At 57.1% G+C, this 24912-nt stretch carries 21 protein-coding genes and 1 other annotated feature; of the genes, 9 read left to right on the top strand and 12 right to left on the bottom strand.

Going from position 1 to position 24912, the window contains the following annotated elements; genetic code table 11:
• Positions 1-144: 144 nt before the first annotated feature.
• Positions 145-1059: an SPFH domain-containing protein gene (locus ACQG2Q_RS05255; protein ID WP_003858941.1), complete on the top strand. Its 915-nt coding sequence runs from the start codon at positions 145-147 to the stop codon at positions 1057-1059.
• Positions 1056-1508 (top strand): NfeD family protein, encoded by a 453-nt coding sequence (locus tag ACQG2Q_RS05250; RefSeq protein WP_063163451.1) that lies wholly within the window; start codon positions 1056-1058, stop codon positions 1506-1508. Before ACQG2Q_RS05255 ends, ACQG2Q_RS05250 begins: the two co-directional genes overlap by 4 nt.
• Here ACQG2Q_RS05250 and cueR read toward each other — a convergent pair.
• Positions 1505-1915, bottom strand: a complete 411-nt coding sequence (gene cueR, locus ACQG2Q_RS05245; protein WP_017383222.1) for a Cu(I)-responsive transcriptional regulator — start codon at positions 1913-1915, stop codon at positions 1505-1507. The two genes, ACQG2Q_RS05250 and cueR, sit on opposite strands and share 4 nt — an antisense overlap.
• Before the next feature lie 108 nt (positions 1916-2023).
• Between cueR and copA the strand changes: the two genes are divergently transcribed.
• From copA to ybaK, 3 genes are all read left to right on the top strand, one after another.
• Entirely contained in the window at positions 2024-4522 is a 2499-nt protein-coding gene (copA, locus tag ACQG2Q_RS05240) for a copper-exporting P-type ATPase CopA (RefSeq protein WP_063849497.1), read from the top strand.
• 103 nt (positions 4523-4625) lie between these two features.
• Positions 4626-5420 (top strand): TraB/GumN family protein, encoded by a 795-nt coding sequence (locus tag ACQG2Q_RS05235; protein ID WP_063849496.1) that lies wholly within the window; start codon positions 4626-4628, stop codon positions 5418-5420.
• Between the two features lie 198 nt (positions 5421-5618).
• Positions 5619-6098, top strand: coding sequence for a Cys-tRNA(Pro)/Cys-tRNA(Cys) deacylase YbaK (gene ybaK / locus ACQG2Q_RS05230; RefSeq protein WP_063849495.1), 480 nt, complete (start codon positions 5619-5621; stop codon positions 6096-6098).
• Positions 6099-6190: 92 nt separating this feature from the next.
• Here the strand turns inward: ybaK and ushA are convergent, their stop codons facing one another.
• Complete coding sequence (gene ushA / locus ACQG2Q_RS05225; RefSeq protein WP_022647283.1) at positions 6191-7843, bottom strand: bifunctional UDP-sugar hydrolase/5'-nucleotidase UshA; 1653 nt, start codon at positions 7841-7843, stop codon at positions 6191-6193.
• A gap of 164 nt (positions 7844-8007) precedes the next feature.
• Here ushA and ACQG2Q_RS05220 point away from each other — a divergent pair, with 164 nt between their 5' ends.
• Both ACQG2Q_RS05220 and ybaL read left to right on the top strand, forming a co-directional pair.
• Positions 8008-9228 (top strand): MFS transporter, encoded by a 1221-nt coding sequence (locus ACQG2Q_RS05220; RefSeq protein WP_063849494.1) that lies wholly within the window; start codon positions 8008-8010, stop codon positions 9226-9228.
• Positions 9229-9460: 232 nt separating this feature from the next.
• Entirely contained in the window at positions 9461-11137 is a 1677-nt protein-coding gene (ybaL, locus tag ACQG2Q_RS05215) for a YbaL family putative K(+) efflux transporter (protein WP_022647281.1), read from the top strand.
• Between the two features lie 106 nt (positions 11138-11243).
• Here ybaL and ACQG2Q_RS05210 read toward each other — a convergent pair whose 3' ends face one another.
• The 9 genes from ACQG2Q_RS05210 to ACQG2Q_RS05170 form a co-directional block, all read right to left on the bottom strand.
• Positions 11244-12548 carry an inosine/guanosine kinase gene (locus tag ACQG2Q_RS05210; protein ID WP_022647280.1) on the bottom strand — a complete coding sequence of 435 codons (1305 nt, stop codon included), beginning with the start codon at positions 12546-12548 and terminating at the stop codon, positions 11244-11246.
• A 62-nt stretch (positions 12549-12610) separates the two neighbouring features.
• Entirely contained in the window at positions 12611-13573 is a 963-nt protein-coding gene (hemH, locus tag ACQG2Q_RS05205; protein WP_017383216.1) for a ferrochelatase, read from the bottom strand.
• A gap of 124 nt (positions 13574-13697) precedes the next feature.
• On the bottom strand, positions 13698-14342 hold the full coding sequence (gene adk, locus ACQG2Q_RS05200; RefSeq protein ID WP_022647279.1) for an adenylate kinase: 645 nt from the start codon (positions 14340-14342) through the stop codon (positions 13698-13700).
• Between the two features lie 229 nt (positions 14343-14571).
• A complete protein-coding gene (gene htpG, locus ACQG2Q_RS05195) occupies positions 14572-16446 on the bottom strand; it encodes a molecular chaperone HtpG (RefSeq protein WP_015571245.1) in 1875 nt (624 codons plus the stop codon).
• Positions 16447-16556: 110 nt separating this feature from the next.
• Complete coding sequence (gene recR / locus ACQG2Q_RS05190; protein ID WP_006809843.1) at positions 16557-17162, bottom strand: recombination mediator RecR; 606 nt, start codon at positions 17160-17162, stop codon at positions 16557-16559.
• Positions 17162-17494, bottom strand: coding sequence for a YbaB/EbfC family nucleoid-associated protein (locus ACQG2Q_RS05185; protein WP_003858972.1), 333 nt, complete (start codon positions 17492-17494; stop codon positions 17162-17164). The genes recR and ACQG2Q_RS05185 overlap by 1 nt, the downstream gene beginning before the upstream one ends.
• Before the next feature lie 53 nt (positions 17495-17547).
• Positions 17548-19476 carry a DNA polymerase III subunit gamma/tau gene (gene dnaX / locus ACQG2Q_RS05180; protein WP_023299467.1) on the bottom strand — a complete coding sequence of 643 codons (1929 nt, stop codon included), beginning with the start codon at positions 19474-19476 and terminating at the stop codon, positions 17548-17550.
• Positions 18154-18218 (bottom strand) — a sequence feature (DnaX frameshifting element). (Overlaps the previous gene by 65 nt.)
• An 88-nt stretch (positions 19477-19564) precedes the next feature.
• On the bottom strand, positions 19565-20116 hold the full coding sequence (gene apt / locus ACQG2Q_RS05175) for an adenine phosphoribosyltransferase (RefSeq protein ID WP_000127359.1): 552 nt from the start codon (positions 20114-20116) through the stop codon (positions 19565-19567).
• A gap of 151 nt (positions 20117-20267) precedes the next feature.
• The gene (locus ACQG2Q_RS05170; RefSeq protein ID WP_426759075.1) at positions 20268-20645 is read right to left on the bottom strand and encodes a DUF454 family protein; all 378 of its coding nucleotides are present in this window, start codon (positions 20643-20645) and stop codon (positions 20268-20270) included.
• 50 nt (positions 20646-20695) lie between these two features.
• Here ACQG2Q_RS05170 and priC point away from each other — a divergent pair, with 50 nt between their 5' ends.
• Together priC and rsmS are read left to right on the top strand one after the other, a co-directional pair.
• Positions 20696-21223, top strand: a complete 528-nt coding sequence (priC, locus tag ACQG2Q_RS05165; RefSeq protein ID WP_063849493.1) for a primosomal replication protein N'' — start codon at positions 20696-20698, stop codon at positions 21221-21223.
• Positions 21224-21235: 12 nt separating this feature from the next.
• Positions 21236-21430 carry a pleiotropic regulatory protein RsmS gene (rsmS, locus tag ACQG2Q_RS05160; RefSeq protein ID WP_426759074.1) on the top strand — a complete coding sequence of 65 codons (195 nt, stop codon included), beginning with the start codon at positions 21236-21238 and terminating at the stop codon, positions 21428-21430.
• A 33-nt stretch (positions 21431-21463) separates the two neighbouring features.
• On the opposite strand, the gene mscK is transcribed toward rsmS, so the two are convergent.
• The gene (mscK, locus tag ACQG2Q_RS05155; protein ID WP_023305598.1) at positions 21464-24841 is read right to left on the bottom strand and encodes a mechanosensitive channel MscK; all 3378 of its coding nucleotides are present in this window, start codon (positions 24839-24841) and stop codon (positions 21464-21466) included.
• Between the last annotated feature and the right edge of the window lie 71 nt (positions 24842-24912).

Genomic DNA, 24912 nt, shown 5'->3' with positions numbered 1-24912 from the left:
CCCGCTCTCCTGGCGGGGCGTTTTAATTTTACCAGTCCGGTTCCCACCTCTTTACAGGGGCGAAATCCCGCCCGTTAACCGATATACTTACGTTCAACAAATACGCAATTTTTCTCGTTACGGCATGCAAAACAGGAGGTTTTTATGCTCATCGTTGTTCCTGTCCTTATTTTCGTTGCGCTGGTTATCGTGGGCGCAGGCGTCAAAATTGTCCCGCAGGGTTACCAGTGGACCGTCGAACGTTTCGGTCGCTACACCAATACCCTTCAGCCGGGTTTAAGCCTGATCGTCCCCTTCATGGACAGAATTGGGCGTAAAATCAACATGATGGAGCAGGTGCTGGATATTCCTTCCCAGGAAGTCATCTCTAAGGATAACGCCAACGTCACCATCGATGCGGTGTGCTTTATTCAGGTGATTGATGCGCCGAAAGCGGCCTATGAGGTGAGCAACCTGGAGCTGGCGATCGTCAACCTGACGATGACCAACATCCGTACCGTGCTTGGCTCGATGGAGCTGGACGAAATGCTCTCCCAGCGCGATAGCATTAATACCCGCCTGCTGCACATTGTTGATGAAGCCACCAATCCGTGGGGGATCAAAGTGACCCGCATTGAGATCCGCGACGTGCGCCCACCGGCAGAGCTGATTGCTTCCATGAATGCGCAGATGAAGGCCGAGCGTACCAAACGCGCCTATATTCTTGAAGCCGAAGGGGTGCGTCAGGCCGAGATCCTGAAAGCGGAAGGGGAAAAACAGTCGCAGATCCTGAAAGCCGAGGGCGACCGTCAGTCTGCCTTCCTCCAGGCAGAAGCGCGTGAACGTTCGGCAGAAGCGGAAGCCCGCGCGACGCAAATGGTTTCCGAGGCGATTGCCGCCGGGGATATCCAGGCTGTGAACTACTTCGTCGCGCAAAAATATACCGATGCGCTGAAGGAGATCGGCTCTGCGAACAACAGCAAAGTGGTGATGATGCCGCTGGATGCCAGCAGTCTGATGGGATCTATCGCCGGAATTGCCGAGTTGATCAAAGACGGCGGAAACGAGCGTAAAAAATGATTGAGCTCATCGTTGCACATCCTCATGCGTTCTGGCTAAGCCTTGGCGGCTTGCTGCTGGCCGCCGAGATGCTTGGCGGCAACGGTTATTTGCTGTGGAGCGGTGTTGCCGCTGTGATTACCGGGCTGGTCATCTGGCTGTTGCCTGTCGGCTGGGAGTGGCAGGGCGCGCTGTTTGCCGTGCTGACGCTGCTGGCCGCCTGGCTGTGGTGGCGCTGGCTGAACAAACGGGTGAAGGCGCAGAAGCCGGTCGACGCGCATCTCAATCAGCGTGGGCAGCAGATCGTGGGTAAACGTTTTACGCTTGATAACGCGCTGATCAACGGACGCGGTCATATGCGCGTGGGGGACAGTTCATGGCCGGTGGTGGCCGATGATGACCTCAGCGCCGGCACGCGGGTTGAGGTCATTGCGGTGGAAGGCATTACCCTGCGGATTAAAGCCTGTTAGGCGTGGGTTTTACGGTGGCAGCAGCCGGAAAGATTGTCGATAATCGGGCACTCGGCGCTGTCATCTCCCGGGCAGGATTCTGCCAGCTGTAGCAGTTGCTCACGCATCGCCTGTAATTCGATGATATGGCGTTCGATCTCCGCCACTTTTTCCAGCGTACGTTTTTTCACGTCGGCACTGTGGCGTTTCGGATCGTTAAACAGGTTAACCAGCTCGCCGCACTCTTCAAGGTTAAATCCTACCTGTCTTGCCTGGCGCAGTAACGTCAGTTCATCAAGATGCAGCTGCGTATAGCTGCGGTAGCCGTTCTCACTGCGCAACGGTGGCGTCACCAGCCCTTTTTCCTCATAAAAGCGAATCGCTTTGCTTGTTAAGCCGGTTTTTTTCGCAACATCGCTGATATTCACATTTCCCCCTTGACCTTCCCCTTGATGGAAGGTTTAACCTTCATAACAGTTAGCGAAAAGCAGAGTGAAGGTCAACAATTGACCAGAACATTATACGGGAGTTTTGTTATGTCTCACACTATTGACCTGACACTGGACGGCCTCTCCTGCGGCCACTGTGTCAAACGTGTTAAAGAAAGCCTGGAGCAGCGTCCTGATGTGGAAAGCGCTGAGGTGACTATCGATCATGCCGCCGTGACCGGCAGCGCCAGCGCCGACGCGCTGATTGATACCATTAAACAGGCCGGTTACGGGGCGGAGTTAAGCCACCCAAAGGCTAAACCGCTGGCAGAGTCATCATCCCCGTCGGAAGCACTGACAGCGGCCACTCCTGAGCTTCCGGTAGCTGATGATATTGATGACAGCCAACAGCTGCTGATCAACGGCATGAGCTGCGCCAGCTGTGTCTCCCGGGTACAAAACGCCTTACAGGCGGTACCGGGCGTCGCACAGGCACGGGTAAACCTGGCGGAGCGTACTGCGCTGGTGATGGGCAGTGCCTCCGCCGCAGATTTAGTGCAGGCCGTGGAGAAAGCGGGCTACGGGGCGGAGGCCATCGAAGATGATGCCGAGCGCCGCGAGCGCCAGCAGGAAACGGCTGTCGCCACCATGAAGCGCTTCCGCTGGCAGGCGATCGTCGCCCTGCTGGTCGGTATTCCGGTGATGGTGTGGGGCATGATGGGTGACAACATGATGGTCACCGCAGACAACCGCACCCTGTGGCTGGTGATTGGTCTGATTACCCTTGCGGTGATGGTGTTTGCAGGCGGACATTTCTATACCAGCGCCTGGAAGAGCCTGAAAAACCGCACCGCGACGATGGACACGCTGGTCGCGCTCGGGACGGGCGCGGCGTGGCTGTATTCGATGAGCGTTAACGTCTGGCCGCAGTGGTTCCCGATGGAGGCGCGCCATCTCTATTATGAAGCGAGCGCGATGATTATAGGTCTGATTAACTTAGGCCATATGCTCGAAGCCCGCGCGCGTCAGCGTTCGTCGAAAGCGCTGGAAAGATTACTCGATTTAACCCCGCCGACGGCCCGCGTGGTCACCGACGATGGGGAAAAAAACGTTCCTCTCTCAGAGGTGCAACCCGGTATGACGCTGCGTCTCACCACCGGTGACCGCGTGCCCGTCGACGGTGAAATCACCCAGGGCGATGCCTGGCTTGATGAAGCCATGCTGACTGGTGAGCCGATCCCCCAGCAGAAATCTCAGGGCGATGCGGTGCATGCGGGTACGGTGGTACAGGACGGCAGCGTGCTGTTCCGCGCCAGCGCCGTTGGCAGCCATACCACACTGTCACGCATCATTCGGATGGTCCGCCAGGCGCAGAGCAGTAAGCCGGAAATTGGTCAGCTTGCCGATAAAATCTCCGCCATTTTTGTGCCAGTGGTGGTCGGTATTGCCCTGCTGAGCGCGGCAATCTGGTATTTCTTCGGCCCGGCGCCGCAGATTGTCTACACCCTGGTGATCGCCACCACGGTACTGATCATCGCCTGCCCTTGTGCCCTTGGTCTGGCCACGCCGATGTCGATTATCTCTGGCGTCGGACGCGCCGCCGAATTTGGCGTACTGGTCCGTGATGCTGACGCCCTGCAACGGGCAAGCACGCTGGACACCCTCGTCTTTGACAAAACCGGCACGCTCACCGAGGGCAAACCGCAGGTAGTGGCCGTTAATACCATTGGCTGTACGGAGACGGATGCCCTGCGCCTGGCCGCCGCGCTGGAACAAGGCTCCAGTCACCCGCTGGCGCGCGCCATCCTTGAGAAAGCCGGTGATGCCCGTCTGCCGCAGGTAAGCAACTTCCGCACCCTGCGCGGTTTAGGGGTCAGCGGTGAAGCAGAAGGCCATACGCTGCTGCTGGGTAACCAGGCACTGCTAACTGAACACGGTGTTGATACGTCCGCGCTGGACGCTGAGCTGAACGCGCAGGCCTCTCAGGGCGCGACGCCGGTTCTGCTGGCGAGGGATGGTCAGGTGGCGGCGCTGCTGGCCGTACGCGATCCGTTACGCCAGGACAGCGTGGATGCCTTGCAACGCCTGCACCATGCGGGCTATCGCCTGGTGATGTTAACCGGTGATAACCCGACTACCGCTAACGCCATCGCCAGAGAAGCCGGGATTGATGAGGTGATAGCCGGCGTACTGCCAGATGGCAAAGCGGACGCCATCAGGAAATTGCAACGTGATGGTCGTCAGGTGGCGATGGTCGGCGACGGCATCAACGACGCCCCGGCGCTGGCGCAGGCTGACGTAGGTATTGCGATGGGCGGCGGGAGCGATGTCGCCATTGAAACCGCGGCAATCACCCTGATGCGCCACAGCCTGATGGGTGTGGCGGATGCGCTGGCGATTTCGAAAGCCACGTTGCGCAACATGAAGCAGAACCTGCTAGGGGCCTTCGTCTATAACTCGCTCGGCATTCCGATTGCCGCCGGGATTTTGTGGCCGCTGACCGGCACCCTGCTGAACCCGGTTGTTGCGGGTGCGGCGATGGCGCTCTCGTCAATTACCGTGGTGAGCAACGCTAACCGTCTGCTGCGGTTTAAACCGAAAGCGTAGAATCCCGGAAGCAGGCCGGGTAAGCGCAGCGCCGCCCGGCTTTCGCCTATTGCGCCCCCCTTCCCCACGCGCTAGCATGAACCTTTCCGTTTATGGAGCGCGTATGGGTCTGTTTAATCGTATAAAAACATCGTTTCGCGCCCTTTTTCCCCGCCGTTATGCCTGGCCCGGTATGGATATTTCGCTTCCGGGTGGGCAGCAACTGCACCTGGTGGGAAGCATTCATATGGGCACGCAGGATATGTCCCCCCTGCCCTCCGGCCTGATTAAACTACTGAAGCGCGCCGACGCGCTGATCGTCGAAGCCGACATCTCCGGCCATGAATCGCCGTTTGCCGGGCTGGAAAGCGACCGCCCCCTGGCTGAACGTCTTAACGAGACGCAGCTGGCTGAGCTTACCCGTCTTGCGGATGAGTCCGGCGTCTCGCTCTCAATGCTCGACACCCTGCCCCTGTGGCAAATTGCCATGGTGCTACAGGCAACCCAGGCGCAGCGCCTGGGGCTGCGCGGCGATTACGGTATCGATTATCAACTGCTGAATGCGGCACGGGCGTGCAACCTGTCCGTCATTGAACTGGAAGGCACGGACAGCCAGATTGCGCTTCTTCGCCAGCTTCCTGATGACGGTAAGATGCTACTGGATGATACCCTGACCCACTGGCACACCAACGCGCGTCTGCTGCAAACGATGATTGGCTGGTGGCTGGATGCGCCGCCCGCAGACGGTAAGCTGGCGTTACCGTCGACGTTCAGTAAATCGTTGTATGATGTGCTGATGAACGCGCGCAACCAGGCGTGGCGGGAGACGCTGTATGCCCTGCCTGCCGGTCGTTATGTTGTCGCGGTTGGCGCGTTGCATTTGTACGGAGAAGGGAATTTGCCGTCGCTGCTGAAATAAAAAAATGGCCAATATTTCTATTGGCCCGTCAAAGAGGAATTTCATCGTTTTTATTATACCGAAGTGACCTTCGGCTACGCCGATTGTCGCTCAAAGTAACCATCACTGCCAATACTATTGCGCAAGATGGTGCTATTTTTTAGACAAACGTCAGGCGTATGCTGCTGGCATGAACCGTCTGTCGTAAGAAGGATAGCCATGACTCCCGCCGTTAAATTACTCGAAAAAAACAAAATTTCTTTCCGGATCCACACCTACGATCACGATCCGAACGAAACCAACTTTGGTGATGAAGTGGTGCGCAAGCTGGGGCTGAACGCGGACCAGGTTTACAAAACGCTGCTGGTCGCGGTGAATGGCGATATGAAGCACCTCGCCGTGGCAGTGACGCCCGTCGCCGGACAGCTTGATCTGAAGAAAGTGGCCAAAGCGCTGGGAGCGAAAAAGGTCGATATGGCAGACCCGATGGTTGCGCAACGCACTACGGGTTATCTGGTCGGCGGGATCAGCCCGCTCGGCCAGAAAAAGCGTCTGCCGACCCTGATCGATGCGCCTTCGCAGGAATTTCAGACGATCTATATTTCTGGCGGCAAACGCGGGCTGGATATCGAACTGGCCGCAGGCGATCTGGCGAAAATGCTGGACGCGAAATTTGCGGATATTGCGCGCAGGGATTGAGAAAATTGCCCGGTGGCGCTGCGCTTACCGGGCCTCCGATTCGAATGTAGGCCGGGTAAGGCGTAGCCGCCACCCGGCACAACACACCCGCACTACTGCCAGCTCACCTCGCCCTTCGGCTCATACGCGTTCACGTCAATCGGTGAATTTTGCTGGATAAACTGCTTCAACACTTCCGCATCAATAAACCCGGTATTTACATAGCCCGGTTTGTTATCGATATGCGGATAGCCGTCGCCGCCGGTGGCGTTAAAGCTTAACGTTGCCAGGCGGTAGGTTTTCGCCGGATCAACAGGTTCGCCTTTGATTTTGAGATCGTTGAGCTTACCGTCCTTCGCGACGAAGCTGACGTTAGCAAACTGCGGATACGCTCCGGAGTCCGGCTTCATCTGCGCCACGGCGGTCAGGTAGTCAATTACCTCTTTCCCGCTCATGTCCGCATACACCACCACGTTGCCAAACGGCTGCACTTTGAGCACGTCTTTATAGGTGATGTTTCCGCCATCGATGGAATCACGAATACCGCCGCCGCTCATCACGCCGAAATCCGCATTCGTGCGCGCCATCTGCGCGGCCAGCACCAGACGCCCCATGTTGGTTTGTACGAAGCGGACTTTGCTGCGGTCCCCTTCCAGTCGTCCGTTAAGCGTGCCAATCTTCACGTCCAGCTGCGCTTTCCCTTTGCTCTGGAACGGCGTCAGCAGGGAGAGCATCTGCTGGTTTTCAGCGATCTCTGGCGTGTAGAGTACCCGCTCGCTTTTGCCGTCCGGGTAGGTCACTTTCTTCTTCAGGTTGACCGGGATGAGCTGATAGTGCACCAGCTTCATCTCGCCGTTACGGAATTCGAAATCCGCACGGCCAACGTATTTACCCCACTCGTGGGCCTGTACAATCCAGATCCCGTTCTGACGATCCGGCGCGCACGGCGTGCCGGGCACATAATCTACCTGCTTTTTATTCTCAGAAGCCATGCAGACCGGATCCTGCGAATGACCGCCCACAATCATCGCCAGCGAGCCCGCAGGAAGGCTGCGCGCCATCTCCACGTCGCCCGGCGCGTTAGAGCCGTGCTGACCGTTGTCGTAATGCCCCATGTGGGTGGTAGCGATAATCACATCCGGTTTTTCATTCTGCTGCAACTCCTGGATCACCAGCTTCGCTTCGTCTGCCGGTTTACGGAATTCGATGTCGGTGAAAAATTCAGGGTTGCCAATTTTGGCCGTATCGTCGGTGGTTAAGCCGATGACCGCGATCTTCAGATCCTGACGCTTAAACAGTGCCCACGGTTTAAACAGGCGCTCGCCGGTGCTTTTCTGATAAATATTGGCGGAAAGGAACGGAAATTTGGACCACTTTTCCTGCTGGCGCAATACGCTCAGCGGGTTATCAAACTCGTGGTTTCCGACCGCCATCGCGTCGTAACCAATTAAATTCATGCCGCGGAAATCAGGCTCGGCATCCTGCAAATCAGATTCCGGTACGCCGGTATTAATATCCCCGCCCGACAGCAACAGCACGCTGCCGCCCTGAGCCGAGACCTCTTTACGAATGCCGTCCACCAGCGTTTTTTGCGCCGCCAGGCCATATTCACCGTATTCGCTGCGCCAGAAATGGCCGTGATGATCGTTAGTATGCAGAATGGTAATTTTATAGGTTTTATCTTTTTCATACGCCTGCGCGGGCAGGCTTGTCAGCCCCCATGCGGCGATGAGCGCCAGCGCGACGCCACGCTTTATTAACTTCATCTTCTCTCTCCCTGACCCATAGACAAACGCAAAAATTACAGTGACTCACAAGAATAGACAAATAAGTTTTCAGAATTGCGACTTTCTTCAAATGTCACGGACGAGTATGTTAGTCGGATAATAATTACTCCCTGCATCTCTAATTACAAATTGACGTGGTATTTATGGCAATCAGTGAATCAACCCAGCCTGTTCAGGGCGTTCCGGCGTCGCCGCCGAAATCGCGCACTTCCTTCAAAGTATTAGGCGCAATCAGTCTCTCTCATCTGCTCAACGACATGATCCAGTCGCTGATTCTGGCGATCTACCCGCTGTTGCAGTCTGAGTTCTCATTAACCTTCGTGCAGATCGGGATGATCACCCTGACTTTCCAGCTGGCCTCTTCGCTGCTACAGCCGGTGGTGGGCTACTGGACGGACAAATACCCGATGCCATGGTCGCTGCCCATTGGGATGTGCTTCACCCTGAGCGGGCTGGTGCTGCTGGCCATGGCGGGCAGCTTTGAGGCGGTACTGGTTGCCGCGGCGCTGGTAGGAACCGGTTCATCGGTGTTCCATCCGGAATCGTCCCGCGTGGCGCGTATGGCCTCCGGCGGACGCCACGGGCTGGCGCAGTCTCTGTTCCAGGTGGGGGGGAACTTTGGTAGCTCCCTCGGTCCTCTGCTGGCGGCGGTAATTATCGCGCCTTACGGCAAAGGCAACGTGGCGTGGTTTGTGCTGGCCGCGCTGCTGGCGATTGTCGTCCTGGCGCAAATCAGCCGCTGGTATGCCGCGCAGCATCGCGTAAATAAGGGAAAACCTGTCGCGAAGATAACCAATCCCCTTCCGCGTAATAAGGTGATCCTTGCCGTCTGCGTGCTACTGGTGCTGATTTTCTCGAAATATTTCTATATGGCGAGCATTAGCAGCTATTACACCTTCTATCTGATGCAAAAATTCGGATTATCGGTACAAAACGCCCAGTTCCATCTCTTTGCCTTCCTGTTTGCGGTGGCGGCAGGCACGGTGATTGGCGGCCCTGTGGGAGATAAAATCGGACGTAAATATGTGATTTGGGGCTCTATCCTCGGCGTTGCGCCGTTTACGCTTGTTTTACCGTACGCAACGCTGGAATGGACCGGAATATTGACAGTGATTATTGGTTTTATTCTCGCGTCGGCGTTTTCAGCCATTCTGGTCTATGCGCAAGAGCTGCTGCCGGGACGTATCGGTATGGTTTCCGGTCTCTTTTTCGGTTTTGCCTTTGGCATGGGCGGCCTTGGCGCCGCCGTGTTAGGAATGGTTGCAGACCACACCAGCATCTTCCTGGTCTATAAAATCTGCGCTTTCCTGCCACTTCTGGGGATGTTGACCATATTCCTGCCTGACAACCGTCATAAAGCGTAACTTCATGGCTGCCAAAGTTAAACTTTGGCAGCCGGATAACCTGATGCCATAAGGCTTTCCTCTCCCTCCCCTCAGCAAATTTATCAAAATCTGCCTTTTTTCGTGCTTATTGCCTTTTTATTGTGATTTCAACAATTATTCATAAACATAAGCGTAAAAATTGTCATAAACTATTAATCGGCTTTTTGGTATTTGCACCAAAAATGGATCACCCATCGCGAAAGGAGACGGAATGCACCACGCCACACCGCTTATCACCACCATTGTTGGTGGACTTGTGCTCGCTTTTATCCTCGGCATGATTGCCAACAAACTGCGTATTTCGCCCCTGGTAGGCTATTTGTTAGCGGGCGTGCTGGCAGGGCCCTTTACGCCGGGTTTTGTCGCAGATACCAAACTTGCACCGGAGCTGGCGGAACTGGGCGTTATCCTGCTGATGTTTGGCGTTGGACTGCATTTTTCCCTGAAGGATCTGATGGCGGTAAAGTCGATCGCCATACCGGGAGCGATCGCCCAGATAGGGGTGGCGACGCTGCTGGGCATGGCGCTTTCGGCGGTGCTGGGCTGGTCAATCATGACCGGTATCGTATTTGGGCTGTGTCTTTCAACCGCCAGTACCGTGGTGCTGCTGCGCGCGCTTGAAGAGAGGCAGCTGATAGACAGCCAGCGCGGGCAAATCGCGATTGGCTGGCTGATAGTTGAAGATCTGGTGATGGTGTTGACGCTGGTACTGCTGCCTGCCGTCGCCGGGATGATGGAGAAAGAGAATATCGGCTTCGCTTCGCTGGCGCTGGATATGAGCATTACCATCGGTAAGGTTGTGGCGTTTATTGCCATCATGATGCTGGTGGGCCGCCGTCTGGTGCCGTGGATCATGTCCCGCAGCGCCGCCACCGGCTCGCGTGAACTGTTCACGCTTTCGGTCCTTGCGCTGGCGCTGGGCATTGCCTTTGGCGCTGTCGAGCTGTTTGACGTCTCCTTTGCGCTGGGCGCGTTCTTCGCCGGGATGGTGCTGAACGAGTCCGAGCTGAGCCACCGTGCCGCGCACGATACTCTGCCACTACGTGATGCGTTCGCGGTGCTGTTCTTTGTCTCCGTCGGGATGCTGTTCGACCCGATGATCCTCATCCAGCAGCCGCTGGCCGTGCTGGGTACGCTGGCAATCATCATCTTTGGTAAGTCCGTTGCCGCCTTCTTCCTGGTGCGGATGTTCGGTCACTCGCCGCGCACGGCGCTGACCATCGCCGCCAGCCTGGCGCAGATTGGCGAGTTCGCCTTTATTCTGGCTGGTCTGGGGATGGCCCTGAACCTGCTGCCACAGGCTGGGCAAAATCTGGTGCTGGCGGGGGCGATCCTCTCCATCATGTTGAACCCGGTATTGTTTGCCCTGCTGGAGAAATATCTCGAGAAGACTGAAACCCTCGAAGAGCTGACGCTGGAAGAGGCGACAGAAGAAGAGAAACAGATCCCGGTGGATATCTGCAACCACGCGCTGCTGGTCGGTTTTGGCCGCGTCGGCAGCCTGCTGGGTGAAAAACTGATGGCTCAGGGCATTCCACTTGTAGTGATTGAAACGTCACGCACCCGCGTCGACGAACTTCGCGAACGCGGCATCCGCGCGGTGCTGGGCAACGCGGCTAACGAAGAAATTATGAATCTGGCGCATCTGGACTGCGCTCGCTGGCTGCTGCTCACTATCCCGAACGGTTACGAGGCTGGCGAGATTGTCGCCACAGCCCGTGAAAAATGCCCGCATATCGAAATCATAGCCCGCGCCCATTATGATGACGAAGTGGAGTACATTACCGAGCGCGGCGCGAATCAGGTGGTGATGGGTGAGCGTGAGATTGCGAATACGATGCTGACAATGCTGACGAAGCCGCCGGTTGAAGAGGCGGTGACGGGGTAAATTTTGTGCGGCCTGGTCCCCTCACCCCAGCCCTCTCCCCAAAGGGGAGAGGGTGTTCAAGTTCCCTCTCCCCTTTGGGGAGAGGGCCAGGGTGAGGGGTCTTCTTTTACCTGTCCCAATACGCCTCTTCGAGGCTGTCTTCCCGTTCCGGCAGCCCACGCGTTAAGCGCGGTGAATGCTGGTTCAGCACCTGATAACTCACGCGGTTCGCGTACTTGCACACCTGCGCCAGCGAGGAATAGGTCAGCCAGTTGAAGGTGTGTTTGCTGGAATTCGGCACATTGGTTTTGTGGTAGGCGTTAGCGGTGATGTCGTGCAGCAGCGCGGCCAGCGCGCCGTCGCCCGCGCCGTTGGTGTTCATGATCTTCTCGGGGCCACCCATATACGGTGCAATGTGGGAGAAGATACGCAGCGGGTTGATGCAGTCTTTATGACGCATGGCGCGGCTGAACTCGTACTGGTTAAATTCGGCGATAGCGCCCGGCAGCAGCGGGTGCTGGGTTTTCCGCTTGCTCTCTTCTTCCGTGAAGCCCGCCATGTACAGCCCGACCGGCCCTGCGGTGCAGAGCACCAGATCCACCCAGTCCAGCGCCTTATCAGACGCCAGCAGCGGATCGCTTTCGCCGGTCAGCGCTTCGGCTTCTTCTTCATTCATCGCCAGAATCGAGACGTGTTCTTTCAGGAAGGCCTGCCACCACTCCGGGTTGTCGGCAATCACGAATTTGGTGCCCAGCGTCAGAACCACAGGCACGTTGTATTTCTTCGCATACTCAATTGCCTTCATGGTTGCGTCCGGCATTGGTTCGCCCGGCTTGCAGCGCACCAGATAAGACGTCAACACCAGCGCAGACGCGCCCGCGATCACCTCTTCCGGAATACTTTCAGCGCGTAGCTTGTTCATATGGCCGGGGCTGATGGCAAAGGTACGCTCGCCGGAATCGCTTATCAGCGTAAAGCAACGACCAATCGGCCCGTCAACGCCCTGCAAATAGTTCAGATCGGTGCGGCTGGAGGTATTGCACAGGTAGCGGTAGGCGTAGCCACCGATTTCGATATTGCTGCACATCACGCCAAGCAGCACCGAGCGGTCGTCTGCCAGAACGGAGTAGTTGTGCATGGTGTTACCGATGGTGCCGCCAGCAAACTGGTGGGTGATAAGATTTTCGCGCATCAGTTCCTGATACAGCGCTTCGGCAACGTCATCCTCAATCACCAGCGAGTGCCCGGCGCTCAGACCGTAACGTGCGACAAACGCATCATCCACTTTGGCTTCAATGTCCACCAGCGTCTGATCGATACCGACCACCCAGGCAGCGCTGGTTTCGCTTTCCTGCTGAATTTGCTGTAACAGCGGATCGCGGGCATCGACGGGGAAATAGTGTTTGGACTTACGTTTACCGGGAAATTTCATGGTCTGAACTGTGCAAAGAATACGGGCCGGGAATGGTAGCACAAACCCGGCCCGTAACGCGATCAGCGGCGGGTGGTGACCAGTGACACCATCATATCGATGTGTTCAGGGGAGTCGTTAAGCGCAGGAATGTATTCGTATTTCGTTCCGCCGGCCTCCATGAAGAACTCTTTGTTCTGGACGGCAATCTCTTCCAGCGTTTCCAGACAATCCGCCGAGAAGCCCGGCGACATAACCTGAATGTGCTTCACGCCCTTCTCGCCCAGCATTTTTAGCGTTTCATCAGTATACGGGGTCAACCACGGTTCACGACCGAAGCGCGACTGGAAGGTCATCATCACCTTCTCAGGCGGCAGGCCGAGGGCGGAGACCAGCTCGCGGGTGGTATCGCGGCAACGCTGGGGGTAATCGTCCCCTTCGTTCGCGAAACGCTGCGGAATACCGTGATAGGAGAGCAGCAGCAGATCCGGCTCGCCGTGTTTTTCAAACGACGCGCGCGCGCTGCTGGCAAGCGCCTGAATGTACAGCTCGTTATCGGCGTAGTCGCGGATAAAGGTAATGCCCGGTATACGGCGGCGGGTCGCCAGAATGCGTGCCAGTTCGTCCCAGACGGCAGCCACCGTGGAGCACGAATACTGCGGATAAAGGGCCAGCACCACAATGTGTTCAACGCCCTGCGCCAGCAGAGAGTCGACGGCGCTTTCCAGGGATGGCTTACCGTAGCTCATACCGAGCGCAACGGGCATGTCCGGCAGACGGGCGGCCAGCGCCTTCTCCTGACGACGGCTGTAGACCATCAGCGGCGAGCCCTCTTCCATCCACACGGACTGATAGAGCTTTGCTACACGCGGAGAACGAATCGGCAGAATGACACCACGCAGCAGTGGCCACCACAGCAGTCTTGGGGTATCCACGACGCGCGTGTCGCTTAAAAATTGTCGCAGGTAGCGTTTTACCGCCGCTGGAGTAGGTGCTTCTGGGGTGCCCAGATTGGCAAGCAGGATGCCGGTTTTCGCCTGACTCATTCACGCCTCTTAACCATTTGATAGGCTGTCAATTGTAGCGGAAATGCGTTTAAACGAAACCCATTGCTGTAATAGGTAAGATGAGAATTTTTCTCACCCGGGGCTCCGGGTGAGAGAGGTGCGCTTAGCCGAGGATTTTTTCCAGCTCTGCACGTACGTCAGCCACGGCTTTGGTGCCGTCAACTTTCGCGTATTTGGTGTTACCCGCCTGCGCCTCTTTAGAGTAGTAGCCGATCAGCGGTGCGGTCATCTGATGGTATTCCACCAGGCGTTTACGCACGGTTTCTTCCTGGTCGTCTTTACGGGTGGTCAGCTCTTCGCCGGTCACGTCGTCTTTGCCTTCAACCTTAGGTGGGTTGAATTTGATGTGGTAAACGCGGCCAGAGGCAGCGTGCACGCGACGGCCAACGATACGGTCAACGATCAGTTCGTCCGGTACATCGAACTCCAGCACGTAATCCACGTTGATGCCCGCTTCTTTCATGGCGTCAGCCTGAGGAATGGTGCGCGGGAAGCCGTCCAGCAGGAAACCATTGCGGCAGTCTTCCTGAGCAATGCGCTCTTTTACCAGCGCGATAACCAGTTCGTCGGTCACCAGCTTGCCTGCGTCCATGATGTCTTTAGCTTGTTTGCCCAGCTCGGAGCCAGATTTAACAGCGGCACGCAGCATGTCACCAGTAGAGATTTGCGGAATACCGTATTTCTCCATGATGAACTGAGCCTGAGTTCCCTTACCCGCGCCCGGAGCGCCAAGCAGAATAATACGCATTGCGAAAATCCCCTCAAATGTCGATTCAATTTTTCAAAAGCGCTAAACAATACCACCAGAACGGGTATCGCTCAAGGAAGGCGGGGAGGCTGAAACGGTTAACGGGGGGAGATTATTTGGGTTAGTGCGAGAATGCCCCCTCACCCTAACCCTCTCCCCTTTGGGGAGAGGGGACGATTATACCCTCTCCCCAAAGGGGAGAGGGCCAGGGTGAGGGGTAGGTTTTGTATTACGCCAGCAGCAGCGCATTCACACGTTTAATGAACAGGTTAGGATCTTCCAGGGTGCCGCGCTCGGCCAGCAGGGACTGATCCAGCAGCAGTTCAACCCACTCCGCAAAGCGGGCGTCGTCCTGGGTATCCGCCGCGCGTTTCACCAGCGGATGATCCGGATTAAGCTCAAAGATATATTTCACTTCCGGCACGGCCTGGCCCGCCGCAGCGAACAGTTTCGCCATCTGGGTGCTCATTTCGTCCGCATCGGTGGTGACAATGGCTGGCGTATCGGTCAGACGGTGCGTGAAGCGCACCTCTTTCACGCGGTCGCCCAGCAGGGTTTTCACTCGCTCAACGAACGGCTCCAGCGCCTTCTCGGCTTCCTTCGCGCTGTCGTCCACTTCATCCGCCAGCTTATCGATAGACTCGTCGGCTTTAGCAACGGACTGGAAGGATTTACCGTCGAACTCGGTCAGGTAGTTCATCATCCACTCGTCGATGCGGTCAGACAGCAGCAGCACTTCGATGCCTTTCTTACGCAGCAGCTCCAGATGCGGACTGCTCTTCGCTGCCGCATAGCTGTCGGCGGTGATGTAGTAGATCTTCTCCTGCCCTTCTTTCATGCGGGAGACGTACTCTTCCAGCGACACGGTCTGGGCGGAGGAGTCGTTGTGCGTAGAGGCGAAGCGCAGCAGTTTAGCGATAGCTTCCACGTTCGCGGTGTCTTCCGCCGGGCCTTCTTTCAGCACCAGGCCGAACTGTTTCCAGAAGGTCTGGTATTTTTCCGCATCGTCTTTCGCCAGTTTTTCCAGCATCTGCAACGCTCGCTTGGTCAGGGCGTTACGCAGGTTACGGGTGACGGTGCTGTCCTGGAGAATTTCACGGGAGACGTTCAGCGGCAGATCGTTGGAATCTATCAGGCCACGCACAAAGCGCAGGTAGTTCGGCATGAACTGCTCGGCGTCGTCCATGATGAAGACGCGCTGCACGTACAGCTTCAGGCCGTGCTTGTGATCGCGGTTCCACATGTCCCACGGCGCCTGCGCCGGAATGTACAGCAGGCTAGTGTACTCCTGCTTCCCTTCCACACGGTTGTGGCTCCAGGTCAGCGGGTCGGTAAAGTCGTGGGCGATGTGCTTGTAAAACTCGTTGTACTCGTCGTCTTTAATTTCAGCTTTGTTGCGCGTCCACAGCGCCTGCGCCTTGTTGATTTTCTCCCAGGAAACCACGGTTTCGCCGTCTTTCTCTTCCTGTTTTTCAATCTCAACCGGCAGCGCGATGTGGTCAGAATATTTGCTGATGATGGAGCGTACGCGCCAGTCGTTCAGGAAATCGTCTTCGCCTTCGCGCAGGTGCAGAGTGATTTCGGTGCCGCGATCCGCTTTGGTGATATCATCAACGGTGTATTCGCCTTCCCCTTTGGATTCCCACAGCACGCCGTTTTCGGCGCTGTCGCCCGCGGCGCGGGTGCGCACGGTGACTTTATCCGCCACGATGAATGCCGAGTAGAAGCCTACGCCGAACTGACCGATCAGCTGGCTGTCTTTCGCCTGGTCAGAGCCCATGGACTCGAGGAACGCTTTGGTGCCGGATTTAGCGATGGTGCCAAGGTGGTCGATCACCTCGTCGCGGTTCATCCCGATGCCATTATCGGCAATCGTCAGGGTGCGGTTCTCTTTATTAAAAGAGACGCGCACGCGCAGTTCGCCATCGCCTTCGTACAGATCCGGGTTGGACAGCGCGCGGAAGCGCAACTTGTCCGCCGCATCGGAGGCGTTGGAAATCAGCTCACGCAGGAAGATTTCTTTGTTGGAATACAGGGAATGGATCATCAGGTGCAGAAGCTGTTTTACTTCTGACTGGAAACCACGGGTTTCTTGTCCTTTCATCTAAGTCGACCTCAACAATGCCATTTAATGGGGTTGTAAAACGTTGAGTGAGAGATGGGGATAAGGGGGGGAATTTTCAAGCGGAGGCCGCGCACGCAGCCTCCGTTTGGTCAGAAAATAATCTTGTGTCGTCCGGCCAGCGAGTGCGACAGCGTGGTGCCGTCGACCATCTCCAGCTCACCGCCGACCGGCACGCCGTGGGCGATGCGGCTGGCGTCAACGCCGTACTGCGCGCACAGCTCGGCGATGTAGTTGGCGGTTGCCTCCCCTTCCACCGTCGGGTTGGTGGCGAGGATCACCTCTTTGATCGTCTCGGACTCAAGACGCTGTTCAAGACGATCGAGACCGATATCATCCGGGCCGATGCCGTCCAGCGGGGAGAGATGCCCCATCAGCACGAAATAGCGGCCGGAAAACTGCCCGGTTTGTTCGATGGCGTAGATGTCCGCCGGACTCTCCACCACGCAAATCTGACCGTTTTCCTGACGACGCGGGTTCGTGCAGATGTTACAGACGTCCTGCTCGGTAAAGGTCCGGCAATCCGCACAGTGACCAATTTCTGACATGGCGCGGGTCAGAGCCTGCGCCAGGCGCATCCCGCCGCTGCGGTCGCGCTGCAATAGCGTAAACGCCATACGCTGCGCCGACTTCGGGCCAACGCCCGGCAGGCAGCGCAGTGCTTCCATTAACTGCGTGAGCAGCGGACTGGTTTGCATCAGAATGGCATCTTAAAGCCCGGCGGCAGTTGCATACCGCTGGAAACAGAGGCCATTTTCTCTTTCTGGGTTTCGTCGATACGGCGAGCGGCATCGTTAAACGCGGCTGCAACCAGATCTTCCAGCATCTCTTTGTCGTCTTCGAGCAGGCTCGGGTCGATTTCAACGCGACGGCAGTTGTGCGCACCGTTGATGGTCACCTTGACCAGACCGGCACCGGATTCACCCGTGACTTCCAGCTGAGCGATCTCTTCCTGCATCTTCTGCATTTTTTCCTGCATCTGCTGAGCCTGCTTCATCAGGCCACCCAGACCGCCTTTTCCACCAAACATAGGCTTCTCTCTTCTTTCACGTTAAGGATTACAACCGTAAGTCAGACTCACGATCAAAGGGGGCGAATACTCTCTTCATCCAGATCGGCGTCGAAGAACCGGCGCAGGGTCTGGATGTTGTTATCCGCGATAATCGACTCGCGCGCCTGCGCGAGCTTCTCTTCATAAATCGCCTGTCGCCACTCGAGCGGCGTTTTCACCGCCGGATTATCATCTTCAATGATAGTCAATTCAACCGGCACACCCTGTAATGCGGTAAGCGCCTCGGCCAGCGCCTTTTGCGCGCCTGGGGAGTTGAGGTGCCGCTGGCCAGGGCGCAGGTGCAGACGCACCTGATTGCCTTCCTGCTCTTTCCAGGCATTCAGCGCGACCTGCTCCACCAGCTTCGGCAGCTGAAGTTTGCTGACCTCAGCGGCCCAGGCGTCGCGCTCGATGGACTCTTCCGCGAGCTTCGCGGACAGCTCCGGCGTTTTTTCATGCTCAAGCGCCTTTTTCAGCGCTTTTGGCGTGGCGACCACTTCCTTGACCGTTTCAACAACGGTAGTCGCCTTCCAGCGGTATGCCTCTTCTTTCGCCGGGGCTTTTTGCTCGAGCGCGGACGGTGCCGGACGCGACTGCACGCGCTCCGTTACCGAGGCCAGTCGTTCAAGCGCGGCGTTGTTCACCGGCCGCGCTCTTGCAGGCGCTGCCGGCTCACTCTTTTTTGGTTTGGTTGCTCCCTGCGCACGTTGCAACTGGCTTCGTGCGGCAAGCACCGAACTGGTGGCATCCGACAGCGGCACGTTCTGCGGCGGCGGCGATGCCGGTTGCGGTGGCACCTGCTGCGGTGACATTACCGCGGTCGGCGCAACCGGCGCAAAGGACTGCCGGGGCGTTTCCGGCTCCGGCAATGGCTTGCGCGGATGGAAGGCCAGCGCGCGCAGCAGCGTCATTTCAACGCCCATCCGGCGATCCGGTGCAAACGGCAGCTCTTTGCGGCCAATCAGCAGGGTTTGATAATAAAGCTGCACGTCAGCCGGCGGCACGGTGCGCGCAAGTTCACGCATCCGCTGTTCAATGGTCGCCATGTCCGCGCCAATGGCCGACGGAGACAATTGCAGCATCGCCACGCGATGCAGCAGGCTGAGCATCTCGACCAGCAGCGCTTCCCATTCAATGCCACGGGCGGCGGCATCGTTGACAAGGGTCATTACCCGCTCACCGTTGGCGGCAATCATCGCTTCGATAAGCGACAGCGCCTGATCGTCATCCAGCGTGCCGAGCATGGTGCTGACCGCGTCAGTGGAAAGCTTACCGTCACCGCTGGCAATTGCCTGGTCAGTCAGGCTCAGCGCATCACGCAGGCTTCCGTCCGCCGCGCGGGCCAGCAGCTGCAGGGCGCGCGGCTCGTGAACGATCTTCTCTTCATCAAGAATGTGTTCAAGCTGAGCGCGGATCTGCTCAACGTCCAGCGCCTTCAGATGAAATTGCAGGCAGCGCGACAGGATCGTGACCGGCAGCTTTTGCGGATCGGTGGTCGCCAGCAGGAATTTTACATGCGCAGGCGGCTCTTCCAGCGTTTTCAGCAGGGCGTTGAAGCTGTGGCGCGACAGCATGTGCACTTCATCGATCAGATAGACCTTGAAGCGGCCGCGCGCCGGGGCGTACTGCACGTTGTCGAGCAGATCGCGGGTGTCTTCCACCTTGGTGCGCGAGGCGGCGTCGATCTCGATCAGATCGACAAAACGCCCCTGCTCGATCTCGCGGCAGTTGTCACATACGCCGCACGGGGTGGCGGTGATCCCGGTTTCGCAGTTCAGACCTTTTGCCAGCAGGCGGGCAATAGAGGTTTTACCGACGCCACGGGTGCCGGAGAAAAGATAGGCGTGATGGATGCGACCTAGCGACAAGCCGTTCGCCAGGGCCGTCAGCACATGTTCCTGACCGACAACGTCAGCAAAGGTTTGTGGTCGCCATTTACGGGCTAACACCTGATAACTCATGGGCAGGCTCTGCAACGCTGGAAGGTGAATTAATGGAGGGGAATGCTATCACAACCTCACCCATTGAGCGAGGTTGTGAGATACGGGATTAATGTCCCGGGAAAGGCACCAGGCTGTAGCTGGTAATACCCTGTTTTTCCAGGCGCTGCTCGCCGCCGAGATCGAACAGGTTGATGATGAAGGCCGCGTCGGTCACTTCCCCGCCCAGACGACGGATCAGCTTCACGGTCGCTTCGATGGTGCCGCCGGTTGCCAGCAGATCGTCCACCACCAGCACTTTGTCGCCTGGCTTGATGGCATCAACGTGAATTTCCAGCTGATCGGTGCCGTATTCCAGCTCATAGCTCTCAGCAATGGTTTCACGCGGCAGTTTGCGCGGCTTACGCACCGGCACAAAACCCACGCCCATCGCCAGCGCAACCGGTGCGCCGAACAGGAAGCCACGGGCTTCGGTACCTACTACTTTGGTGATCCCGGCGTTTTTATAACGCTCAACCAGCAGTTCAATGCTGAGGGCGTACGCTTTCGGGTCTTCCAGCAAGCTGGTGACATCACGGAAAAGAATGCCAGGCTTTGGATAATCCTGGATACTTTTGATGCTATTTTTCAGATATTCAAGCTGCTGTGCAGTTGCGGTCATCGGTTTGTGCCTAAATGAAACAGTGTTACTCACGGCGCGCGACGAGTCGGTCAAAGTAACAGTTGTTTAACCTTTGACCAGGCGCACCTGTGCTCGAAAACGGTCGAATTTACTGGCTGTGCGCCATAATTGCAACCGCCATGATGAGGCTTCAGTGCTTTTGTTGCTTTTCATCAACCACGGGGATCCGCCACATGAAGATCAGCAGGCAGGCCAGGATTGCCAGCAGCAGAATGCGCACCCACATCATTTTCACCAGCCATAACGAGACGGCGAAGGTGATCAGGATGAAGGCAATGGCGCGCGGCTTGGCCCTGGGCGGCATGGCCCGGTGTTTTTGCCAGTGCCGCAGGTAGCCGCCAAACCACGAACGGTACAGGAGCCAGTGGTGAAAACGCGGCGACGAGCGGGCGAAGCACCAGGCGGCCAACAGGATGAACGGGGTGGTCGGCAGCAAGGGCAATACGATGCCCAGCGTACCCAGCACTACCGCGAGCCAGCCAATGATGATTAAAATAGTACGCTGCATAATGCGAATCGTTATCAAACTGAACGGCTACTTTACCACTGGAGAGCGCATTGAAAACAGCACTGCTTCTTGAGAGGCTGCAAAATCAGCTGATCGCGCTGCGGGCGCAGGCCACACCGCTGATGGGACATGCTACGCTGAAACCGCGCTTTGACCGGCAGCTCTTCCGCACCCGCAGTACCGTCATTCAGGATTACCTTGCTGAGATGCAGACCAACCTCGACGAGCTTCGCCACGCGGTTGAGAGTGAACAGCAGGAACAGGTGGTGTGGCTTGCGGAGCATCTTACCGAGCAGATCACCGCCCTGCACCGCGAAATCGCCGCCTGGCCGCTACGGGCGTGGGACAGCGCCTCGCCTGGGCTCGGAAAATGGCAGCGCAAGCGGCTGGAGAACCAGGAGTTTGAGCGGCGTCTGTTTGAGATGAAGTGTGAGCGCAAAGCCCGCCTGACCACCAGCGAAACGCTGCAAGAGCAGCAGTTATTAATGCGTGAAATCAGCGCGCTGGAAGGCCGCATCGTCCGCTGCCGTCAGGCGCTGGATGAGATTGAACGCGTCATTGAACGCCTGACCCGTTAACAGGAGCCACTAATGTCACTGGAAAATGCCCCCGACGAGGTCAAGCTGGCCGTCGATTTAATTATGCTGCTGGAGAATCACGAGATCCCGGCGGAGACGGTGCTGAAAGCGCTGGAGACTGTGCGGCGGGATTTTGAGGGAAAGGTGAAGGCCGGTTGCCCTCACCCTCACCCTAGCCCTCTCCCTGGAGGGAGAGGGGACCGTTAGGTGCGGTTTGAAAGATCTGCCCTGATTCGCTTTTTACCCTCTCCCCTCTGGGGAGAGGGCAGGGTGAGGGGCGGAGTTTTCGTCACCCTTAATCTCGCGCTTCACTTCCGTATGTTCGTCACCTTTCTCGTTACGCAGGTGAACTTCAAGCTGGTTGAAGGCGATATTAATGTTGTTTTCACGGCACAGACGGTCAATGGTGCGGTTCAGCTCATCGACGGTGTAGCTGCGATCGCGTAGTTCGCGTACGTACAGGCGCAGCTCATGATCCAGCGTGCTTGGCCCGAAGGTGGTGAAGAACACGTCAGGCGCAGGATCGTGCATCACTTTAGGATGTGATTTCGCGGCTTCCAGCAGGACCTCTTTCACTTTATCCAGATCTGAACCATAGGCCACCCCGAGTCGGACCACCACGCGCGTCGTAGTATCCGAAAGCGACCAGTTGATCAGTCGCTCGGTCACGAAGGCTTTGTTCGGGATGATCACCTCTTTACGATCGAAGTCAGTGATGGTGGTCGCACGAATACGGATCTTGCTGACGGTCCCGGAGAAGGTGCCGATGGTGACGGTATCGCCGATACGCACCGGACGTTCGAACAGGATTATCAGGCCAGAAACAAAGTTACCGAAGATCTCCTGCAAGCCGAAGCCCAGACCTACCGACAGCGCCGCCGCCAGCCACTGGAGTTTATCCCACGAGACGCCCAGCGAGCCGAATACCGTCATCGCCCCGACAATAATAATGACGTAGTTCAGGATGGTGGTAATGGCATACGACGCCCCCTGACGCAGGTTCAGCCTTGAGAGCACCAGCACTTCCAGCAGACCAGGCAGGTTGCGGATCAACGCCCAGGCCACCACCGACGACACCAGCGCAAAGAGCAGGCTGCCCATGGTGACGCTTTTCATTACCGCAGCGCCCGCTTCGGTACCGTTGTATTGCCAGAGGGTGATACTGTCGAGGTAGGCGAAGACGGTAATTAAATCAGACCAGATGGCCCAGAACATCACCGCAAACAGCGCAATCATCACCAGCATGGTAATACGCATCGTTTGCTGGTTGACCTGCTCCAGGGCAATGGTCGGCTCTTCCTGCGGCTCCGCCCCTTCAGCCCCCTCTTTAACCTGATGCTGTCGACGGGCAACAGCACGACGATACGCAATGCGGCGCGCCGCCACGCTCAAACCGCGCAGCACGGTCTGGAACAACAGGTTCCACAGGATCACCAGATACACGGTTTCAATCCAGCGGCCTGACAGACGAAGCGTGGTATAGAAGTAACCCGTTGCCGTCAGCACCATCAGCGCCAGCGGAATGATCGCCAGCACCGTTACGGTAACCAGACGAAGATTGTGGGACTCTTTATCCCGCCAGCTGTCGCGGCACATCGGCCACATCAGGACGGCTATCAGCAGCAGGTTCAGCATAATTACCAGCTGTCCCAGCACGTCATCCATCAGATGCAGCGGCGAAAGCTCGGCCACAACGGACCAGAAGTGCAGCGGCAACAGCGCGAGGCTGATACGTACAATCTGGCGACGCCAGTGGCTGGTGAGTTTTTCCGGCATGTTGAAGTGTCGGACCGCGACGCCGTCTTTTTCCAGCACTTTCCAGCACAGACCAAACACCAGCCAGAACAGCGCCAGCTTTTTGCTGAACGCCCACAGCAGGTCGCTGATATTGAGCTGCATGGTCAACAGGATCAGGCCGACGGCGAGGATCAGCAGGCAGACCGGCAGAGCACGGATCAGATCGATCAGGATCGCTTTCGGGGTGTGCAGCTGGCTGTCGTTACGCAGTTGCCCCACTTCCGAGGCCAGCTTCGCCTGGTACTGCTTCAGCCATTTCAAACGCCAGCGTATTACTCCGGCGATGAGCAGCAAAGGCAGACCCGCAAGGAAGGCAATCATTACCGCAGGCCAGGCTTTCTCCCAGTTCACGGTAATTTTCATGCTTTTGATCTGGGATTTCAGCGTTTCAGGGAAAGATTTAAACCAGTCCCAGTCCATGGGTTTGTTGCTGTTCACCCAGAAAATCTGCTGGGTCAGGATCTCCTGGAGGCTTTTAGACACGCTCACCAGCTGCTGCTGGTTGATTTGCAGGTTAATCGCCATCATCAGCTGGTTGCCCAGCTGCTTATTAAGCTGATCGAGCAGTTCGCGGCGCATATCCACAACCTGCAACAGCGCGTCGTGAACTTCACCGTTTACTTCACTTGAATGGCCTTCTTCCACTTTGGCAACAAACGTATCGCTCTGGAACAGGGCATCGCGCTGCTGGTTAACGTCAAACTGTTCAAGACGCAAATCCGCAATGCGGTTGGTCATGTCTTCCAGCTCGTCGGCGGACGGCAGCGTCTGCTGCTGCTGGTAAAGAATGCGCGACAGCAGCAGGCTTCCCTTCAGGACGGCAATCTGCTCTTTGACATTGCGCTCAGCCTGCAAAGCGCGATCCAGCCAGTTTTTGACTTTAATATTCTGCTGCACCAGCGCGCTGCCGCTTTCAGTCGCCTGAATCAGGCGCTCGCTCAGCTGATGGTTAATTTCCAGCTCCTGCTTCACCAGCGGATTGGCCTGGATACGCGCCGTTTCGTCTGGCGAGACCGCTTCCTGCGCCGTTTTTTCGGTCAGCGTCAGGCGCTTGCTGTTCACCGCCTCCTGCAACAGCTGAAGCTGATGCTCGAGCCGGTTGATATTCGCGTTCACGTAGTCACGCTGTTTTTGCAGCGCATCCTGCAACACCGTGTTGCCTTCCAGACTCTTACGCTGCTGTTCAATCTCCGCGTTCAGCAGCGTCTGCTGGATGTTCAGCAGCGTTTGCTGGGTCGGTCGAAGCGCCCCTTCCCCCACGGTAATGCCATTCAGACGGTTACGTATCTGCTGTAGCTGTTGCGATGCAGAATACATGGCGTTCTGCACGCGCTCAGGCTGGGTTTGCAGCGAAACCAGCTGGCTGTTATAGGTCGAGAGATCGGACTGCGCCGTTTGCAGATCGTCCAGCAGCTGCGCCACGCGCGACTCGAGCTGGCGCAACGAAAGCGTGGCAAGCGTTTTTCGGGTTTCATCGTCGTTATCAACGTCGCTAAGCGCGTTCAGGGCCTCCGTTGCTTTACGCATGTTCTCCGGCGCCTGAGCGACCTTCTGCCGCAACTGGGCCGTTTCGGCTTTGATGCGATCGATCTTATCCAGCGTATCCAGGGTTTCCGTCAGGTCCTGCTGAACGAGCTTTTCCTGGGCGGAGAGATCTTTTTGTTTATTCAGGGTGTCGAGTTGCGACTGAACCTCGGCACGCGTCGGGACGTCACTGCCGTTGTCTGCACGGGCCCAGGAATGCGGTGCGGCTGCAAAGAAAAACAGCAGGATCAAAAAAACGGCCAGAACAGAATGTGTCGAGCGATAGGTGTGCAGCATAGTCGTGAATGTGATCTGAGAAATGACCGAAAATAGTCGGGCGTGAAGAATATCACGCCCGGCTAAAGCAG

Source organism: Enterobacter cloacae complex sp. 370H10, from assembly GCF_050031535.1.
Classification (GTDB): domain Bacteria; phylum Pseudomonadota; class Gammaproteobacteria; order Enterobacterales; family Enterobacteriaceae; genus Enterobacter; species Enterobacter intestinihominis.
Note: the sequence above shows the minus strand (reverse complement) of the source record. Positions and strands in the feature narration are given on the sequence as shown.

Coding starts and splice junctions, on each gene's coding strand:
- ACQG2Q_RS05255 (WP_003858941.1), top strand. CDS start 145: ATGCTCATCGTTGTTCCTGTCCTTATTTTCGTTGCGCTGGTTATCGTG.
- ACQG2Q_RS05250 (WP_063163451.1), top strand. CDS start 1,056: ATGATTGAGCTCATCGTTGCACATCCTCATGCGTTCTGGCTAAGCCTT.
- copA (WP_063849497.1), top strand. CDS start 2,024: ATGTCTCACACTATTGACCTGACACTGGACGGCCTCTCCTGCGGCCAC.
- ACQG2Q_RS05235 (WP_063849496.1), top strand. CDS start 4,626: ATGGGTCTGTTTAATCGTATAAAAACATCGTTTCGCGCCCTTTTTCCC.
- ybaK (WP_063849495.1), top strand. CDS start 5,619: ATGACTCCCGCCGTTAAATTACTCGAAAAAAACAAAATTTCTTTCCGG.
- ushA (WP_022647283.1), bottom strand. CDS start 7,843: ATGAAGTTAATAAAGCGTGGCGTCGCGCTGGCGCTCATCGCCGCATGG.
- ACQG2Q_RS05220 (WP_063849494.1), top strand. CDS start 8,008: ATGGCAATCAGTGAATCAACCCAGCCTGTTCAGGGCGTTCCGGCGTCG.
- ybaL (WP_022647281.1), top strand. CDS start 9,461: ATGCACCACGCCACACCGCTTATCACCACCATTGTTGGTGGACTTGTG.
- ACQG2Q_RS05210 (WP_022647280.1), bottom strand. CDS start 12,548: ATGAAATTTCCCGGTAAACGTAAGTCCAAACACTATTTCCCCGTCGAT.
- hemH (WP_017383216.1), bottom strand. CDS start 13,573: ATGAGTCAGGCGAAAACCGGCATCCTGCTTGCCAATCTGGGCACCCCA.
- adk (WP_022647279.1), bottom strand. CDS start 14,342: ATGCGTATTATTCTGCTTGGCGCTCCGGGCGCGGGTAAGGGAACTCAG.
- htpG (WP_015571245.1), bottom strand. CDS start 16,446: ATGAAAGGACAAGAAACCCGTGGTTTCCAGTCAGAAGTAAAACAGCTT.
- recR (WP_006809843.1), bottom strand. CDS start 17,162: ATGCAAACCAGTCCGCTGCTCACGCAGTTAATGGAAGCACTGCGCTGC.
- ACQG2Q_RS05185 (WP_003858972.1), bottom strand. CDS start 17,494: ATGTTTGGTGGAAAAGGCGGTCTGGGTGGCCTGATGAAGCAGGCTCAG.
- dnaX (WP_023299467.1), bottom strand. CDS start 19,476: ATGAGTTATCAGGTGTTAGCCCGTAAATGGCGACCACAAACCTTTGCT.
- apt (WP_000127359.1), bottom strand. CDS start 20,116: ATGACCGCAACTGCACAGCAGCTTGAATATCTGAAAAATAGCATCAAA.
- ACQG2Q_RS05170 (WP_426759075.1), bottom strand. CDS start 20,645: ATGCAGCGTACTATTTTAATCATCATTGGCTGGCTCGCGGTAGTGCTG.
- rsmS (WP_426759074.1), top strand. CDS start 21,236: ATGTCACTGGAAAATGCCCCCGACGAGGTCAAGCTGGCCGTCGATTTA.
- mscK (WP_023305598.1), bottom strand. CDS start 24,841: ATGCTGCACACCTATCGCTCGACACATTCTGTTCTGGCCGTTTTTTTG.